At 64.5% G+C, this 18,745-nt stretch carries 14 protein-coding genes; 13 read left to right on the forward strand and 1 reads right to left on the reverse strand.

Annotated features, from left to right (window positions below; translation table 11 throughout):
- The first annotated feature begins 500 nt into the window (after nt 1–500).
- The 11 genes from AC0L23_RS04610 to AC0L23_RS04660 all read left to right on the forward strand — a co-directional run bounded on the left by AC0L23_RS04610 (nt 501) and on the right by AC0L23_RS04660 (nt 14,085).
- A complete protein-coding gene (locus AC0L23_RS04610; protein WP_085362268.1) occupies nt 501–1,820 on the forward strand; it encodes a CmpA/NrtA family ABC transporter substrate-binding protein in 1,320 nt (439 codons plus the stop codon).
- Between the two features lie 60 nt (nt 1,821–1,880).
- A complete protein-coding gene (gene ntrB, locus AC0L23_RS04615) occupies nt 1,881–2,777 on the forward strand; it encodes a nitrate ABC transporter permease (RefSeq protein WP_085352122.1) in 897 nt (298 codons plus the stop codon).
- 12 nt (nt 2,778–2,789) lie between these two features.
- On the forward strand, nt 2,790–3,584 hold the full coding sequence (locus tag AC0L23_RS04620; RefSeq protein WP_085362269.1) for an ABC transporter ATP-binding protein: 795 nt from the start codon (nt 2,790–2,792) through the stop codon (nt 3,582–3,584).
- A 338-nt stretch (nt 3,585–3,922) separates the two neighbouring features.
- A complete protein-coding gene (locus tag AC0L23_RS04625; protein WP_018457089.1) occupies nt 3,923–5,302 on the forward strand; it encodes an MFS transporter in 1,380 nt (459 codons plus the stop codon).
- 119 nt (nt 5,303–5,421) lie between these two features.
- On the forward strand, nt 5,422–5,850 hold the full coding sequence (locus AC0L23_RS04630; RefSeq protein ID WP_026233298.1) for a globin family protein: 429 nt from the start codon (nt 5,422–5,424) through the stop codon (nt 5,848–5,850).
- A 10-nt stretch (nt 5,851–5,860) separates the two neighbouring features.
- Nucleotides 5,861–7,078: an NAD(P)/FAD-dependent oxidoreductase gene (locus AC0L23_RS04635; RefSeq protein ID WP_085385885.1), complete on the forward strand. Its 1,218-nt coding sequence runs from the start codon at nt 5,861–5,863 to the stop codon at nt 7,076–7,078.
- 15 nt (nt 7,079–7,093) lie between these two features.
- Nucleotides 7,094–9,799, forward strand: a complete 2,706-nt coding sequence (locus tag AC0L23_RS04640; RefSeq protein WP_085362270.1) for a nitrate reductase — start codon at nt 7,094–7,096, stop codon at nt 9,797–9,799.
- Between the two features lie 232 nt (nt 9,800–10,031).
- Complete coding sequence (locus AC0L23_RS04645) at nt 10,032–10,934, forward strand: SMP-30/gluconolactonase/LRE family protein (RefSeq protein ID WP_085352126.1); 903 nt, start codon at nt 10,032–10,034, stop codon at nt 10,932–10,934.
- A gap of 45 nt (nt 10,935–10,979) precedes the next feature.
- On the forward strand, nt 10,980–11,819 hold the full coding sequence (locus tag AC0L23_RS04650; protein ID WP_018457083.1) for an aldo/keto reductase: 840 nt from the start codon (nt 10,980–10,982) through the stop codon (nt 11,817–11,819).
- Between the two features lie 185 nt (nt 11,820–12,004).
- Nucleotides 12,005–12,946 (forward strand): DMT family transporter, encoded by a 942-nt coding sequence (locus tag AC0L23_RS04655; protein WP_018457082.1) that lies wholly within the window; start codon nt 12,005–12,007, stop codon nt 12,944–12,946.
- Nucleotides 12,947–13,005: 59 nt separating this feature from the next.
- The gene (locus AC0L23_RS04660) at nt 13,006–14,085 is read left to right on the forward strand and encodes a zinc-binding dehydrogenase (protein ID WP_085362271.1); all 1,080 of its coding nucleotides are present in this window, start codon (nt 13,006–13,008) and stop codon (nt 14,083–14,085) included.
- Between the two features lie 4 nt (nt 14,086–14,089).
- Here the strand turns inward: AC0L23_RS04660 and AC0L23_RS04665 are convergent, their stop codons facing one another.
- On the reverse strand, nt 14,090–14,551 hold the full coding sequence (locus AC0L23_RS04665) for an Lrp/AsnC family transcriptional regulator (protein ID WP_014497003.1): 462 nt from the start codon (nt 14,549–14,551) through the stop codon (nt 14,090–14,092).
- 133 nt (nt 14,552–14,684) lie between these two features.
- Here AC0L23_RS04665 and AC0L23_RS04670 point away from each other — a divergent pair, with 133 nt between their 5' ends.
- Complete coding sequence (locus AC0L23_RS04670; RefSeq protein ID WP_085352130.1) at nt 14,685–17,048, forward strand: transketolase; 2,364 nt, start codon at nt 14,685–14,687, stop codon at nt 17,046–17,048.
- 208 nt (nt 17,049–17,256) lie between these two features.
- The gene (locus tag AC0L23_RS04675) at nt 17,257–18,687 is read left to right on the forward strand and encodes an aldehyde dehydrogenase family protein (RefSeq protein WP_085352131.1); all 1,431 of its coding nucleotides are present in this window, start codon (nt 17,257–17,259) and stop codon (nt 18,685–18,687) included.
- The last annotated feature ends 58 nt before the right edge of the window (nt 18,688–18,745 follow it).

Genomic DNA, 18,745 nt, shown 5'->3' on the forward strand with positions numbered 1-18,745 from the left:
CTGCAGCCGCCACAGGCTGCAGTATTGCGGTCGAGCCGCAGTCGTCGTTGACGCGAACTTAAATGCAAGTCGCGTGCCGTGTGGTGGCTCCATAGAAATCGAGCAATATCAACGCGATAGAGCTTTGGTTGACGCGGCTTTTGCGCGTCGTGCGGCCTTTTCCTTGAGCTGCTGCTCAACTGTTGTGCGCCGCACAATTATTGGGCAAGCGGCAAATTTCGCGAGCGGAATAGGCCTGCGACAGACTAGCGCGTCGTCAATAACGCATTGATATCGGGTCGTTTTCTGCCTTGTGGCGCTTGGCACGAAGCTTGAATAGTTCCAGCCCGACGCCATTGAAGCCGTCCCGCGAGACTTCTCATCCGAATTGCCGACGCCACCAGACGGGGGTCTCCCCGCCGCGCGTTCGCATGCGCAGCTTCAGGCGTCGCCGGACCGGATGGGCTGCTCGTGTGCACTGACGCAATCATTCTGCAACGACGCAAAGGACGATATCGCCTATGACCAAGCGCACCCGCCGGCCGTCGGACACTGGCCTCAGCCGCCGTCAATTGTTGAAGGCCGCCGGCTCGACCGCCGCACTCCTGGCCGCCGTAAAACTCAATTTCCCCGCTGGCGCCTTCGCGCAGGACGCCGGCCCCGAGGTCAAGGGTGCCAAGCTCGGCTTCATCGCGCTGAGCGATGCCGGCCCCTTGTTCGTCGCCAAGGACAAGGGCCTGTTCGCCAAATACGGCATGCCTGACACCGACGTGCAGAAGCAGGCCTCCTGGGGCACCACGCGGGACAATCTCGTGCTCGGCTCAGAAGGCAACGGCATCGACGGTGCGCACATCCTCACCCCGATGCCGTATCTGATCTCGGCCGGCAAGGTGACGCAGAACAATCAGCCGACGCCGATGTACATCCTGGCGCGGCTCAATCTCGACAGCCAGTGCATCTCCGTCGCCAACGAATATGCCGACCTGAAGCTCGGCGTCGACGCCACGCCCTTCAAGGCGGCGCTGGAGAAGAAGAGGGCCTCGGGCAAGGCCGTGAAGGCCGCGATGACCTTCCCCGGCGGCACGCATGACCTCTGGATCCGTTACTGGCTCGCCGCCGGCGGGATCGATCCCGACAAGGACATCGAGACCATCGTGGTGCCGCCGCCGCAGATGGTGGCCAACATGAAGGTCGGCACCATGGATTGCTTCTGCGTCGGCGAGCCCTGGAATCTGCAATTGATCCATCAGAACATCGGCTACACCGCCATCAACACCGGCGAACTCTGGAACAAGCATCCGGAAAAATCCTTCGGCATGCGCGCCGCCTTCGTCGATAAATATCCAAAGGCCTCGAAGGCGCTGCTGATGGCGGTGATGGAAGCGCAGCAATGGTCGGACAAGGCCGAGAACAAGGCCGAGCTTGCCGCCATCATGGGCAAGCGGCAGTGGATGAACTGCCCCGTCGAAGACGTGCTCGACCGCACCGCTGGCAAGTTCGACTACGGCATCCCGGGCAAGGTGGTCGAGAACTCCCCGCACATCATGAAGTATTGGCGCGACTTCGCCTCCTATCCGTTCCAGAGCCACGACCTCTGGTTCCTCACGGAGGACATCCGCTGGGGCAAGTACGAGGCGAATTTCGACACCAAGGCGCTGATCGCCAAGGTCAACCGCGAGGACATGTGGCGCGATGCGGCCAAGACGCTCGGCGTCGCAAGTGCGGAGATCCCGGCCTCTACGTCGCGCGGCAAGGAGACCTTCTTCGACGGCAAGGTGTTCGATCCGGAAAATCCCGCTGCCTATCTGAAGTCGCTCGCGATCAAGCGCGTCGAAGTCTGATGGAGCCAGCGGCCGCCTCCGGGCGGCCGCATCGTCTTTTGCAGCCGGAGAGATATTGCGATGAACATGCCCGCCACGAAGATCGAGGTTGAGACCGCGAAGCCCGCGAGCGCTGCCGCACCGGTCGTCGCGATGACACCGAAGCGGCCGCCGCGCTCGGAGACTTACGCGCGGATGGCGCGGGAGACCGCCGTGCGCGTCATCCCGCCGCTCGTCGTGGTCGCGTTGCTCATGCTGATATGGGAGCTGGTCTGCCGTCGCGCCGGCTCGGCGCTGCCGCCGCCGTCAAAAGTCTTCAAGGACACCAAGGAGCTGATCCTCGATCCGTTCTTCGACCATGGCGGCATCGACAAGGGTCTGTTCTGGCATCTCTCCGCCAGTCTCCAGCGCGTTGCCCTCGGCTATTCGCTCTCCGCCATCGCCGGCATCGCGCTCGGCGTCCTGGTCGGCCAGTCGGTCTGGGCCATGCGCGGGCTCGATCCGCTGTTCCAGGTCTTGCGCACGATCCCACCGCTGGCCTGGCTGCCGCTTTCGCTCGCGGCCTTCCGTGACGGCCAGCCGTCGGCGATCTTCGTCATCTTCATTACCTCGGTCTGGCCGATCATCATCAACACCGCGGTCGGCATCCGCAACATTCCGCAGGACTATCGCAACGTCGCCGCAGTGGTGCAGCTCAACCCGCTCGAGTTCTTTGCCAAGATCATGATCCCTGCCGCCGCGCCCTACATCTTCACGGGACTTCGCATCGGAATCGGCCTGTCATGGCTCGCGATCGTCGCCGCGGAAATGCTGATCGGCGGCGTCGGCATCGGCTTCTTCATCTGGGACGCCTGGAACTCCTCGCATATCAGCGAAATCATCCTGGCGCTGTTCTATGTCGGCATCATCGGCTTCGTGCTCGACCGCCTGATCGCGGGCGCCGGCAAGATCGTCACCCGCGGCACCGCGCTGAACTAAAAGGGGAAGCACATGACCGCTTATCTGAAGCTCGACCATATCGACAAGATTTTCACCCGCGGCGCAGCCTCCACGGAGGTGCTGAAGGATATCAATCTCACCATCGACAAGGGCGAATACGTCTCGATCATCGGCCATTCCGGTTGCGGCAAGTCGACCCTGCTCAACATCATCGCAGGCCTGACCAACGCCACCATGGGCGGCGTGCTGCTCGAGAACCGCGAGGTGAACTCGCCGGGACCGGATCGCGCGGTGGTGTTCCAGAACCACAGCCTGTTGCCATGGCTGACCGTGTACGAGAACGTCCGGCTCGGCGTCGACAAGGTCTTCGCCAAGACCAAGAAGCGCGCCGAACGCGACGCCTGGGTCATGCACAATCTCAACCTCGTGCAGATGGCCCATGCCAAGGACAAGCGGCCCTCGGAAATCTCCGGCGGCATGAAGCAACGCGTCGGCATTGCCCGCGCGCTTGCCATGGAGCCGAAAGTATTGCTGCTCGACGAGCCTTTCGGCGCGCTCGACGCACTGACCCGCGCGCATTTGCAGGATTCGGTGATGGCGCTGCATCAGAAGCTCGGCAACACCATTCTGATGATCACCCACGACGTCGACGAGGCGGTGCTGCTGTCCGATCGCATCGTCATGATGACGAATGGGCCGAGCGCGCGCATCGGCGAGGTGCTGGAGGTGCCGCTGGCGCGGCCGCGCAAGCGGCTCGAACTCGCGACCAACGTCACTTACCTGAAGTGCCGGCAGCGCGTGCTCGAATTCCTCTATGAGCGTCATCGCTTCGTCGAAGCCGCGTAGGCGCGTCACCAACAGATGCTCACGCAACGCCTAATTTTGAATCATCAAGCTCAATCCTTGTGCGGCGCACAGGGATTGAGCGAATCGCAAAATTTGCGTGCGAAATAGTGCTGCAAGAATTTGGGGCACGACGAACAAGCTCCTGAATTTCCTGCGTTTCCGGAATGCGCGCAGTTGGCACGGAAATTGAAACACCGACCGCGACGCCAACGACGACGTCCCTCAACATCATCAATCAGCATCGTGAACTCGCCACCGGGGCTTGGCCTCGGCGCGCGCCTCCGTGGCCGGAGGCTGAGCCTGCAACGACGCAGCGGTGAGGCAAGAAGGGATACTCAATGACGAAGAATCCAACCTGGATTTCAGACTGGCGCCCCGAAGATGAGGCGTTCTGGAATGCGACTGGCAAGACTATCGCGCGACGCAACCTGATCTGGTCGATCGTGGCCGAACATATCGGCTTCTCGGTCTGGCTGATCTGGAGCATCGTCACCACCAAGCTGCCGCAGGCGGGCTTCCACTACACCACCGACCAGCTGTTCCAGCTCGTCGCGGTGCCCGGGCTGATCGGCGCGTTGATGCGCTTTCCCTACACCTTCGCGGTGACGACCTTCGGCGGGCGCAACTGGACCATCTTCAGCGCGGCGATCCTGCTCATTCCGACGCTTTCGCTGGCTTATTTCGTCGGCCAGCCCGACACGCCGTTCTGGCTGATGCTGCTGATTGCCTCGACCGCCGGTCTCGGCGGCGGCAATTTTGCCTCCAGCATGACGAACATCTCGTTCTTCTTCCCCGACCGGATGAAGGGGTGGGCGCTCGGACTGAATGCGGCCGGCGGCAATATCGGCGTCTCCAGCGTGCAGCTCCTGACCCCGATCCTGATGACGCTCGCCGTCATCAACCTGTTCCAGGCATCGCCCGTCGACGGCGTCTTCCTCCAGAACGCCGGCCTGATGTGGGTGCTGCCGATCGCGATCGCGGTGTTCGGCGCAGTGTTCTTCATGAACAACCTGACCACGGCCAAGTCGTCGATCAAGAACCAGCTCGCCGTGGTCAGGCGCAAGCACACCTGGATCATGGCGTATCTCTATATCGGCACGTTCGGCTCCTTCATCGGCTACTCGGCTGCATTTCCGCTGTTGATCAAGACCCAGTTCCCGCAAGTCACCATTGCGATCGCGTTCCTGGGGCCGCTGGTCGGCTCGCTGTCGCGGCCGCTCGGCGGCTGGCTTGCCGACAGGATCGGCGGCTCGGTGATCACGTTCTGGAATTTCATCGTGATGGCAGGCGCGACGATCGGCGTGCTCTACTTCGTCGGGCACAAGGATTTCATCGGCTTTCTGTCGATGTTCCTGGTCCTGTTCGTGACGACGGGCATCGGCAACGGCTCGACCTACCGCATGATCCCCTCGATCTTCCGCGAGCAGAACTTGTTCAGGGTGCGCGGCAAAGGCGATGCGGAGCGCGCGGTCGCCTTGAAGACGGCGAGCATCGAGAGCGGTGCTGCGGTCGGCTTCATCGGCGCGGTCGGCGCCGTTGGCGGCTATCTGATCCCGACCGGGTTCGGCAAGTCGATCGCGCTGACCGGCGGGCCGCAGCTCGCGCTCGCGATCTATCTCGGCTTCTACGCCTCCTGCCTCGCGCTGACCTGGTGGTTCTATCTGCGTCGCAGCCCGCAGGGCGAAGGCGCGTCAAGCCTCGCCGGCGCGCGTGTCTAATACTTGGTACGAATCTCGCTTCTCCCCATACGCGGGGAGAAGCATTGCCCGACAGTTTGACAATGAACCTGGTTCGCAATGGCGCGCACCAAGGCAAACCCAACAGGCAGGAGAACATCATGACGCCGGAACAGATCACCCTCGTGCAGCAGAGCTTTGCCAAGGTCGCGCCGATTTCCGCGCAGGCCGCGGTGCTGTTCTACGATCGCCTGTTCGAGGTGGCGCCATCCGTGCGCGCGATGTTCCCCGAGGACATGACCGAGCAGCGCAAGAAGCTGATGGGCATGCTCGCCGCCGTCGTCGGCGGTCTGTCGAATCTGGACTCGATTCTTCCGGCGGCCTCCGCGCTTGCGAAGCGTCACGTCGGCTACGGCGCCAAGGCCGAGCACTACCCCGTGGTCGGCGCGACCTTGCTGTGGACCCTGGAGAAGGGCCTTGGCGAGGCCTGGACGCCCGAACTCGCTACCGCCTGGACCGACGCCTACGGCGTGTTGTCCGGCTACATGATGTCCGAGGCCTACGGCGCACAGTCGCAGGCCGCTGAATAGGAGATGCGTTGTGAGTGAACCGCTGGTCATTGTCGGAAACGGTATGGCGGCCGCGCGTCTGGTCGACGAGCTCGCCAAGACCGCACTCGGCCGCTACGCGGTCGCCGTCATCGGCGAAGAGCCGCGGCTCGCTTACAACCGTGTTCTGCTCTCCTCCGTGCTGGCCGGCGAAACCGGCTCGCACGAGATCGAGCTCCGACCCGCCGACTGGTGGCGCCATCGCGGTGTCACGGTGCGCTACGGCTATCGGGTCACCGAGATCGACACCGGCCGACGCGAGCTCAAGATCGAAGGCGAAGAGAGCATGGAATATTCCAAGCTCGTGCTCGCCGTCGGCTCGACGCCGCTACGGCTCAACGTGCCCGGCGCCGATCTCGCCGGCGTGCACACCTTTCGCGATACCCGCGACGTCGACCTGCTGCTGACGCTCGCGGCCGCCAGGAAGCGCGTCGTCGTGGTCGGCGGTGGTCTGCTCGGACTCGAAGCGGCCTACGGCCTCGCCAAGGCCGGAGCGCCGGTGACGCTGCTGCACCTGATGGACCGGCTGATGGAGCGCCAGCTCGATGCCTCCGCCGCGGACCTGCTCAAGACACTGGTCGAGCGCAAGGGCATTCGTATCCTGCTCAATGCATCCACAGCGCGCATCCACGGCGAAGGTCATGTCCAAGCGGTCGAGCTTGCCGACGGCAGCCGCATCGAGGCCGATGCGGTGATCTTCGCCGCCGGCATCAGGCCCAACATTGCGCTCGCAAAGGACGCCGGCATCGCAGTCAACCGCGGCATCGTCGTCAACGACGAGATGCAGACGGCGTCACCCGATATCTACGCGCTTGGCGAATGCGCCGAGCATCGCGGCACCTGCTACGGCCTCGTCGAGCCTGCCTACGAGCAGGCGCGCGTGCTGGCGCGGCATCTCGCGGGCCGTCCCGCGGCCTATCAGGGCAGCGTGGTCTCGACCAATCTGAAGGTGTCGGGCGTCAGCGTATTCTCCGCGGGCGACTTCATGGGCGGGGAGGGCAGCGAGAGCCTCGTGCTGTCAGACCGCAGGCGCGGCACCTACAAGAAGCTCGTCATCTCCGACGGCCGGCTCACCGGCGCGGTGCTGATCGGCGATACCGTCGATGCGCTCTGGTATCTCGAGCTGATCCGCAATCGTGACAAGGTGGCGGCGATCCGCACCGACATGATGTTCGGCCGCGCGCTCGCGCGTCCCTCCAAAGCGGCTTGATTGAGGCGGCTCGATATGACGGCGATCGATCCCACGCTCCGCGCTACCAAAACGACCTGTCCGTATTGCGGCGTCGGCTGCGGCGTGCTGGCGACGCCAGACGGCAAGGGCGGCGCGGCGATCGCGGGCGATCCCGATCATCCTGCCAATTTCGGCCGGCTGTGCTCCAAGGGCTCGGCGCTCGGCGAGACGGTCGGGCTCGAAAGCCGGCTGCTCTATCCGATGATCCGCTGCAAGGGCGTGCTCGAACGCGTCGCCTGGAGCGATGCGCTCGATCACGTCGCCCACCGCATGCAGCACATCGTCGCGCGCGACGGCGCCGACGCGGTCGCATTCTATCTCTCGGGCCAGCTGCTGACCGAGGACTATTACGTCGCCAACAAGCTGATGAAGGGCTTTGTCGGCACTGCGAACGTCGACACCAATTCGCGGCTCTGCATGTCGTCATCGGTCGCCGGTCACCGCCGCGCCTTCGGCGCCGACACCGTGCCCGGCTGCTACGAGGATCTCGACCAGGCCGATCTTCTGGTGTTCGTCGGCTCGAATGCCGCCTGGTGCCATCCCGTGCTGTTCCAGCGCATGCTGAAGAACCGGCAGGAGCGCGGCGCGCGCATGATCGTGATCGATCCGCGCCGCACCGACACCGCGACCGACGTCGATCTGTTCCTCGGCCTCAAGCCCGGCACCGACACGGCGTTGTTCTCCGGCCTGTTCGTTCACCTCGCCGACAATGGGGCCCTGGATCAGGACTACATCGGGCAAAACACGTCGGGTTTTGACGACGCGCTGGCGCGCGCACGCAGCATCGCCGGCAGCATCACCGCGACCGCACTGGCGACCGGCCTCTCCGAGCAGGACGTTGCCACCTTCTTCAAGATGTTCCGTGACACGCCCCGCGTCGTCACGCTGTACTCGCAGGGTGTCAATCAGTCGGCGCAGGGCACCGACAAGGTCAACGCGATCCTGAACTGCCATCTCGCCACGGGGCGCATCGGCAAGCCCGGTGCCTCGCCGTTCTCGCTCACCGGCCAGCCCAACGCGATGGGCGGCCGCGAGGTCGGCGGCCTCGCCAACCAGCTCGCCGCACACATGAACTTCACGCCGCCGGACATCGATCGCGTGCGGCGGTTCTGGAAGGCGCCGCGTATCGCGACCCATGAAGGGTTGAAGGCGGTGCAGCTGTTCGAAGCCATCAACCGCGGCGAGGTCAAGGCGCTGTGGGTGATGGGCACCAACCCCGCAGTGTCGCTGCCCGACGCGGACTTCGTGCGCGAGGCGCTGAAGAAGCTCGAGCTGTTCGTGGTCTCCGAGAACGTGCTCTCCAACGACACGGTCGATGCTGGCCCGCACGTGCTGCTGCCCGCGCTCGCCTGGGGCGAGAAGTCGGGCACCGTGACCAATTCCGAGCGCCGGATCTCGCGCCAGCGTTCGTTCCTGCCGGCGCCCGGCGAGGCGCGGCCGGACTGGTGGATCCTGAGCGAAACCGCAAAACGCCTCGGCTTCGGCGACAGTTTTAATTACAAATCCGCAGCCGACATCTTTCGCGAGCACGCCGCGCTCTCGGCGTTCGAGAACGATGGCAGCCGCGACTTCGATATCGGCGCGCTGACCTCGCTGTCCGACGAGGGCTTCGACGCGTTGAAGCCCGTGCAGTGGCCCGCGCGCGAAGGCCAGGCGCCCGGCGAGCGCTTCTTCGCGGCCGGCGGGTTCTTCACCAATGACGGCAAGGGCCGCTTCGTCGCGCCGGAGGTGCCGGCGCTGCGCGGCGAGACCGGGCCGTCGCGGCCGCTGCGGCTCAACACCGGGCGCATCCGCGACCAGTGGCACACCATGACGCGCACGGGCCTCAGCCCGCGGCTCGGCGCGCATCTGCCCGAGCCGTTCGTCGAGATTCATCCCGATGACGCCGGCAGATACAACGTCGTTCATGACGGCTATGCCCGCATCACCACCGACTACGGCCAGTGCACCCTCAAGGTCGTCGTCAGCGACCACCAGCAGCGCGGCACGCTGTTCGCGCCGATCCACTGGAGTGCGATGAACGCCTCGCACGGTCGCGTCGGGGCGCTGGTCGCACCGTTCACCGATCCGTTCTCGGGGCAGCCGGAGTCGAAGGCGACACCGGCGGCGATTTCGCCTTATGAATACGTCTTCCGCGGCTTTGCGTTGTCGCGCAAGCAGCTGGAGCTGCCACCGAACCTGATGTGGACCCGCGTCACTGTTACCGGCGGCTTCGGCTACCTCTTCGCCGACAATGCGGACCTGTCGCGCTGGCCGGCCTGGCTCGGTGGCGTTGCCGGCGAGGACGTCGCCGACTATCGCGACCTCGGCGGCGGCGTTTATCGCGCGGCCTCGTTTGCCGGCGACCGCATCGAAACCTGCCTGTTCGTCGGCCCCGCGCATGATGCCGGGGACTGGGAGGTGGTGAAGAGCCTGTTCGTGGCCGACCACGTCACCGATGAGCAGCGGCGCATGCTGCTGTCCGGCAAGTCGAGCGAGGGCGCGGCTTCGACCGGTCCTGTCGTCTGTGCCTGCTTCGGCGTCGGCCGCGGCACCATCTGCGACACCATCGCCGCAGGCGCGCGCACAGCCGCCGAGATCGGCGCAAAGCTCAAGGCCGGCACCAATTGCGGCTCCTGCATCCCCGAGCTGAAGCGCCTGATCGCGACGACCGAAATTGCGCCGGCGAAGCATGCCAAGCACGCGGGCGCGGCGGGGTAGGGGCGACTTTCTCGGTCGTCGCGCATACTCCGCCGTCATCGCCCGGCTTGACCGGGCGATCCAGTACGCCGAGACGCCTGTGATCAAGCGCTAAGGCCACTGCGTACTGGATTCCCTGCTTTCGCGGGGAATGACAGCGAGGGCGGGGCGCTATGCTTCGGCCCAATCGACGCACGCCTCATTGTGCCCTATGGTGCCGCGCTCTCGCCCTCAACACGCAAAAACAACAATGATGTACCTGGAAACGCCGCCGCGCCTGATCGAGACCAGGCTCTTTTCCGCCATGCCCGACAAATTCCGCCGCAAGGGCGAGCGCACCGATTGGGCCGATGCCAACCGGCCCGGTGTGCCGACGGATTCCTTCATCGAAGGGCCGTCGTTCGACAAGGATGCCAATCTCTACATCGTCGACATTCCCTTCGGCCGCATCTTCCGCATTGCGCCTGACGGCGAGTGGTCGCTGGCGATTGAATATGAGGGCTGGCCGAACGGGCTGAAGATCGCGGCCGACGGCCGCATCCTGGTCGCCGACTACAGGCACGGCATCATGGAGTTCGACGCCAGGGCAGGGCGCATTGCGCCGGTGCTGACCTCGCGCAACTCGGAGTCTTTCCGGGGCTGCAACGATCTGCATCTCGCGTCCAACGGCGACATCTATTTCACCGACCAGGGACAGACCGGCCTGCATGACCCCAGCGGCCGCGTCTATCGCCTGACGCAAAGCGGCCGGCTCGATTGCCTGATCGACACTGGTATCAGCCCGAATGGCCTGGTGCTCGATCCAACCGAGACCGTGCTGTTCGTCGCAATGACGCGCGACAACGCGGTGTGGCGGCTGCCGTTCATGAAGGACGGCAGCGTGTCGAAGGTTGGCCGCTTCTGCTCGCTGTTCGGCACCAGTGGCCCTGATGGCATGACAATGGATGCCAAGGGCCGCCTGTTCGTCGGTCACGCCTCACTCGGCCATGTCTTCGTGTTCGCGCCCAACGGCGAATTGATTGCGCGGGTGAAATCGTGTGCAGGGCCGAACTGCACCAATGTCGCGATTGGTGGCGCGAAGAAGGATCGGCTCTACATCACGGAGTCCGCAACCGGTAGCGTATTGGTCGCTGACATCGGCGGATTGAACTCTTGAGCGCGACGGCGGTTGCCTCAGCGAACGAGTGGTATCGGAGCAAATATGAACACGAAACCCTTCGGCAAAACGGGTGCCAGCGTCTCCGTCATCGGGCAGGGCACCTGGTATCTCGACCATGGCGATCGCAAGCGCGCGATCGCGGCGCTTCAGCGCGGGCTCGATCTAGGCATGACCCACATCGATACCGCCGAGATGTATGGCGATGCCGAACTCGTCATTGCGGATGCGATCGCGGGCCGACGCGACGAGGTTTTCTTGGTGTCAAAGGTGCTGCCGAGCAACGCCTCGCGCCGCGGAACCATCACTGCCTGTGAGCGCTCGCTGAAGCGGCTGAAAACCGATCGGCTCGACTGCTATCTGCTGCATTGGCGCGGCTCGTATCCGCTGGAGGACACCGTCGCCGCATTCGAGGAACTGGTGAAGGCCGGCAAGATCAAATCCTGGGGCGTCTCCAATTTCGATGCCGATGATCTCGACGAGATCCTCGACGCCGCCGGCGAACACCGCATCGCCTGCAATCAGGTGCTCTATCATCTGAAGGAACGCGCGATCGAGCACGCGGTGATCCCGTGGTGCGAACGGCATGGTGTCGCTGTGGTCGCCTATTCGCCATTCGGCCACGATGATTTCCCTGCGAGCAACAGCAAGGGCGGCGCGGTGCTGGCGCGCATCGCGGAGGCGCGTCGCGCGACGCCGCGCCAGGTCGCACTGAGCTTCCTCACCCGTGCAACTACGGTGTTCGCGATCCCGAAGGCGTCGTCCGCGGAACATGCCGGCGACAATGCTGCGGCCGGCGATCTGGTGCTGACGAAAGACGAGATCGCGGCGCTCGATGCGGCGTTTCCGCGCGGTCCGAAGCCGCGCGGCCTGCCCATGCTGTAGTGCACAAACGCCCGTTATTAATGGGGTCTTGACGTGCGCGGACGTGAGCGCATATCGGCATCCTGTTTTCGGAAGTTGTGAAAGCGGCGCAATTATCGTTTTTTACGATCATTCCCGATTCGCATTCCTAGGTTCCAGCCGTGACCCCGCCGCCCGCCGCAGCCGCAAGGCTCGACAGTATTCCCATGCCCATGCCGGAAAAGAAGCCGCAGGCGCGACGGGCGCCGGCGCGCGTCGATCACCCGTTCAAAGGCATCGCGCTGGTGCTGCTGTCGACGATCTTTCTCGGCTGCTCCGATGTTACCGCGAAATATCTGTCGTCGAGCCTGCCGTCGATCGAGATCACCTGGATCCGCTTCGTGACGTTTGCGCTGATGTTCACGCCGGTGATGCTGCCGGGCTCGCCGCTCCATGCGATGCGCACCGAGCGCCTCGGCCTGCAGTTGATGCGCGGCGCGGCATTGCTCGGCTCTTCGCTGTTCTTCATCACCGGCCTGAGCTTCCTGCCGATCGCAGAAGCGTCCGCGACCGGCTTCGTCTCGCCGCTGTTCGTCACCGCGCTCTCGATCGTCTTCCTGAGCGAGAAGGTCGGCATGCGCCGTTGGATCGCGACCGCGATCGGCCTGACCGGCGTGCTGATCATCCTGCGCCCGGGCTCCAGCGCGTTTCACGCCGCCGCCTTCTTCCCGATCGTCTCGGCGTTCTGCTGGGCCGCGGCGCTGATCCTGACGCGCATGATGAGCGGGCGTGAAGCCGTCCTCACCACGATGGCCTATTCGGCGCTGACGGGCGTTGCGATCCTCTCCCTGATGGTACCGTTCGTCTGGGTCACGCCGACCTGGACCGCGATCGGGCTTGGCATCGTGATCGGCGTCGCGTCCACCGTCGGCCAGTGGATCATCGTCCTGGCCTATCGCTACGGCGATGCCTCGGTGCTGGCGCCGTTCTCGTACACCCAGTTGCTGTGGGTCAGCATTCTCGGCTTCTTCCTGTTCGGCGAAGTGCCTGATGTCTGGACCGTCACCGGTGCGGCCTTCATCGTCGCCAGCGGCCTCTACATCGCCCATCGCGAGCGCATCCGCCGCGCCCAGCTCCTGATCCTGGAAGAGCGTTCCCCGAACCCCTGACGCAAGTTCGCGCGTCCGCTTCGTGCTATCAATGGCTCCAACACCACGGGAGGAGCCGGATGCGCGCTGCGATTTTCAGGAACGGTGAGATTGTCGTCGACCGGATGGCCGAGCCAAAGCCCGGCCCCGGCCAGGTGCTGGTCAAGACGCTCGCCTGCGGCATCTGCGGCTCCGATCTGCACGCGCGCCAGCACGCCCACCGCATGGTGGAGATGGCGCGAAAGACCGGCCGCAAGCCGATGGATCTCGCCCGCGACGTCGTGTTCGGCCACGAGTTCTGCTGCGAGATCGTCGACTTCGGCCCGGGGACCGTGCGCAAGCTCAAGTCGTGCACGCGCGTCTGCTCGCTGCCAGCCCTCGTAACGCCGCAGGGCATCGAAGGCATCGGTTACTCCAACGACAATATTGGCGGCTATGCCGAGGCGATGCTGCTGAGCGAAGCGCTGCTGCTCGAGGTGCCCAACGGTCTCGCGCCGGAGCATGCCGCGCTCACCGAACCGCTCGCGGTCGGCGTTCACGCGGTCGCCAAGGCCAACATCCGAGGCGGCGAAGTGCCGCTCGTGATCGGCTGCGGCCCGGTCGGGCTCGCGGTGATTGCGGCGCTGAAGCTCAAGGGCCTGCATCCGATCGTCGCCGCCGACTATTCGCCGGCGCGGCGCGCGCTTGCGGCAAAGCTCGGCGCCGATGTCGTCGTGGATCCACGGGTGTCGCAGCCCTATCTGACCTGGGCCGAGCATGCGCAGATGTCGGAGGCGGAGAAGGCCGCGCGGCCGCCGTTGCAGGCGATGCTGCCCGCCCTCAAACCCGCGATCATCTTCGAATGCGTTGGCGTGCCCGGTCTCTTGCAGCAGGTGTTCGAGGGCGCTCCGCGCGATGCGAGGATCGTCGTGGTCGGCGTCTGCATGGAGACCGACAGGAGCGAGCCCATGCTCGGCATCATGAAGGAGCTCAACGTCCAGTATGTGCTCGGCTACACGCCGGACGAATTCGCGGCGTCACTGCGCCTGATCGCGGAGGGGCAGGTGGATGCGGCGGCAATGGTGACGGCGGAAGTCGGCATCGACGGTGTCGCAAAGGCTTTCGCAGATCTCGCCAACCCTGAGGCTCACACCAAGATCATCGTGCAGCCGTGGCGGTGATGCCTTACACCGGCAGCGCGATCGAATATTTCACCTGGCTGAGCGCAAAGCTGGACTCGATCGAGGCGATGCCGTCGAGCCGGGTCAGCTTGGTCTTCAGGAAAGTCTCGTAGGAGGCGAGGTCGGCGGCGACCACGCGCAAGAGATAGTCGCGATTGCCGGTCATCAGATAGCATTCCAGCACCTCGTCCCATTTCGAGATCGCGCGCGCGAAGCGGTTGAGGTCCTCCTCCTTCTGCCGGGCCAGCTTGATCGAGATGAAGACGCTGACATGCAGCCCCAGCGCCTTCTGGTCCACGGTCGCGATGTAGCGCGAGATGACGCCGCGTTCCTCGAGCAGCTTGACCCGGCGATGACAGGGCGACACCGACAGCCCGACCTTGTCGGCCAGTTCCTGCATGGTCAGTCGGCTGTCGTTCTGGAGCAGAGCGAGGATTTTTCGGTCGATGGCGTCGAGGTCAGGCATTGGGATGGACCTGTCGTTTTTGTCGGCTGATTGGTAAGCTATCCCAATATTGGCTGGTATTGCGCGAAAAATTGAGAAGTTTGGCGCTTCCTGCAGGGGTATCATCGGGCACCTGTTTTCCGGGAGCATTGCCATGCCCGTTGATACCGCCCGCCTCGACACCTTGACCGCGCTGGCCCGCAAGACGCTGTGGCTGTCGTCATGGACCATCCATCACGCCAACCACATCCGCCCGAATGCGGACGGCCTGAAAGTCGGGGGACATCAGGCCTCGTCGGCCTCGCTCGCCACCATCATGTCGGCGCTGTATTTCCACGTGCTGAAGCCCGAAGATCGCGTCGCGGTGAAGCCGCATGCGAGCCCGGTGTTCCACGCCATCCAGTATCTGTTCGGCCGGCAGAGCCGCGAGAAGCTGGAGAATTTTCGTGGCTTCAAAGGCGCGCAGTCCTATCCCTCGCGCACCAAGGACGTCGACGACGTCGATTTCTCCACCGGCTCGGTCGGCCTTGGCGTGGCGCAGACGCTGTTCGCCTCGCTGGTGCAGGACTACGTCAAGGCACATGGCTGGATGAAGGATCGCCGCGAAGGGCGGATGATCGCTCTGGTCGGCGATGCCGAGATGGACGAGGGCAACATCTTCGAGGCGCTGGCGGAGGGCTGGAAGCACGGCCTGCGCAACACCTGGTGGGTGGTCGACTACAACAGGCAGTCGCTCGACGCCGTCGTCCGCGAAGGCCTCTGGGAGAAGTTCGAGACCGTGTTCCGCAATTTCGGCTGGGACGTGGTGATCGTGAAATATGGCCGCCTGATGCGCGAGGCCTTTGCGGAAGCTGGCGGCGAGGCGCTGAAGCGCTGGATCGACAATTGTCCGAACGCACTCTACGCCGCATTGTGTTTTCAGGGCGGCGCGGCGTTCCGCAAGCATTTGCACGACGAGATCGGCGATCAGGGCCCCATCACCAAGCTGATCGACAGGCGCAGCGACGACGAGCTGCTGGCGCTGATGTCGAACCTCGGCGGCCATGACATGGCGAGCATGCTGGACGCCTTCGAATCCATCGACCACGACCGCCCGGTCTGCTTCATCGCCTACACCATCAAGGGCGTCGGCCTGCCGTTCCAGGGCCACAAGGACAATCATGCCGGCCTAATGACGGTCGCGCAGATGGAGAAATATCGCGACAGCCAGAACATCCGGCCCGGACACGAATGGGACAGATACGAGGGTCTCGCGCAAAGTGCCGCCGAGCTCGACGCCTTCCTCGCGGGCGTGCCGTTCAACCAGGACGGCCGCCGGCTCACCGCGCCTGTTATCGAGGTGCCGTCGCAGCTTGCCTTCAAGCCGGCGCCGCAGATGTCGACCCAGCAGGGTTTTGGGCTGGTGCTGAACGAGATCGCGCGCGGCGACAGCGAGCTCGCCAAGCGCATCGTGACGACATCGCCTGACGTCACCGTCTCGACCAATCTCGGTCCGTGGGTGAACCGGCGCGGCCTGTTTGCGCGCGGCGAGAAGGCGGACTTATTCCGCAGCGAGAAAATTCCATCCACCTTCAACTGGGACTTCTCGCCCAAGGGCCAGCATCTCGAACTCGGCATCGCCGAGATGAACCTGTTCATCATGCTCTCGGCGCTCGGCCTGTCGCACCAGATCAACGGCGAGCGGCTGCTGCCGGTCGGCACGCTCTACGATCCCTTCATCGAGCGCGGTCTCGATGCGCTGAACTATGCCTGTTACCAGGATGCGCGCTTCATGGTGGCGGCGACCCCCTCAGGTATCACGCTCGCGCCCGAAGGCGGCGCGCATCAGTCGATCGCAACCCCTTTGATCGGCATGGCGCAGGATGGCCTTGCCTCGTTCGAGCCGGCCTTTGTCGACGAGCTCGCCGTGATCATGGGGTGGGGCTTCAATCACATGCAGCGCGATCCGGGTGAGGGCGGCTCGGTCTATCTGCGGCTCTCGACGCGCTCGATCGAGCAGGCGCAGCGGATCATGACGCCCGAGCTTGCACAGGGCATCACCGACGGCGCGTATTGGTTGCGCAAGCCGGGGCCCAATGCCGAAGCCGTCATCGCCTATACCGGCGCCGTGGCGCCAGAAGCGATCGAAGCGACCGGCTTCATTGGCGAGAGCCGGCGCGACATCGGCCTGCTCGCGATCACGTCCGCGGATCGTCTGCATGCGGGATGGACGGCCGCACGGAAGTTGCGCCGTGATCGGCGCGGCGTGCAGCATCTCAGCCACATCGAAAAACTGCTCGCACCGCTGCCGCGCGACTGCGGCATCGTGACGGTGATCGACGGCCATCCGGCGGCGCTCGGCTGGCTCGGCAGCATCCGCGGCCATCGCGTCGAGGCGCTCGGCGTCGAGCAGTTCGGCCAGACCGGCACCATCGCAGACCTCTACCGCCACCACGGCATTGACGCCAACGCCATCATCGATGCGGCCGAAAGCCTCACCACCGGCGCGCCGGTGTTGCATCGGAAGATGGCGGTGTAGTTCTCCGTCGTGGTCCTGGCCCCCGTGCGCAATTGCGCACTGGGCCAGGACGACGGCAATCGAGACCTTGCCACCCCTCCGCCATCGGCTCATATAACCTCGGTCCGCCGCAATGCTGGCCCCGCATATGGCGGGTTCAATTGCCGGCGCTTTCGTGCAAGGATGCCTGCCGAAACGCCCCCTCCAAGCCCCCAAGAAGAGGTTCACTATGGTCAATCGCATGCAATTCTACATCGACGGCGCCTGGGTCGATCCCGCCGTCAAGAAGTCCACCGCCGTGGTCAATCCGGCGACGGAAGAAGCGATGTACGAGGTTGCGCTGGGCTCCAAGGCCGACGTTGACAAAGCCGTCGCCGCCGCCAAGCGCGCGTTCGTGACGTTCTCTCAGACCAGCCGTGACGAGCGCGTCGCGCTGCTCACCAAGGTCATCGAGATCTACAAGGGCCGCCTCAAGGAGATCGGTGCCGCCGTCTCGGACGAGATGGGTGCGCCGCTGCCGATGGCCGAAAAGCTGCAGGCCGGCGCCGGCCTTGGCCACCTCATGACCACGCTCGACGTGCTCAAGAACTATCATTTCGAGGAACCGGTCGGCACCGCCATGGTGCTACGCGAGCCGGTCGGCGTGGTCGGCATGATCACGCCCTGGAACTGGCCGCTCAATCAGATCGCCTGCAAGGTCGCGCCCGCGCTCGCCGCCGGCTGCACCATGATCCTGAAGCCGTCGGAGTTCACCCCGACCTCGGCCTTGATCTTTGCGGAAATCCTCCATGAAGCCGGCGTGCCGAAGGGCGTGTTCAACCTCGTCAACGGTCTCGGCCCCGAGGTTGGCGCCGCAATGAGCGAGCACCCCGACATCGACATGATCTCGTTCACCGGCTCGACCCGCGCCGGCATCGACGTGGCCAAGCGTGCGGCACCGACCGTGAAGCGCGTCAGCCAGGAGCTTGGCGGCAAGTCACCGAACGTCATCCTCGAAGGCGCCGACCTCACGAAGGCGGTGACGGGCGGCGTGATGCACATGTTCAACAACTCCGGCCAGTCCTGCAACGCGCCCTCGCGCATGATCGTGCCGGCCTCGAAGATGAAGGAAGTCGCCGCGATCGCGAAGGCTGTCGCCGACAAGACCAAGGCAGGCGATCCGCGCGCCGAAGGCACCACCATCGGTCCCGTGGTCAACCGCGGCCAGTGGGACAAGATCCAGGGTCTGATCAAGAAGGGCATCGACGAGGGCGCAACGCTCGTCGCCGGCGGTCCGGGCCTGCCCGAAGGCGTTAACAAGGGCTTCTATGTCCGTCCCACCATCTTTGCCGACGTCACCCCCGACATGACCATCGCCCGCGAAGAAATCTTCGGACCGGTGCTGACGATCATCGGCGCCAAGGACGAAGCCGAGGCCGTGCACATCGCCAACGACACGCCCTATGGGCTTGCCGGCTACGTCACGGGCGCTTCCGTCGAGGACGCCAAGCGCGTCGGCCGTCAGATCCGCGCCGGCAACGTCAACCTGCAGGGCGTACCCAACGACCGCTCCGCGCCGTTCGGCGGCTACAAGCAATCCGGCAACGGCCGCGAGTGGGGCAAATATGGCCTCGAGGACTTCCTCGAAGTGAAGGCCGTCGCCGGCTTCAACGCGGCGTAGGCGTTACTGCCTGGGTGAACATGACGCCGGAGCGGGAAACCGCTCCGGCGTTTTTGTT

Source organism: Bradyrhizobium sp. MI1.4 (assembly GCF_055811315.1).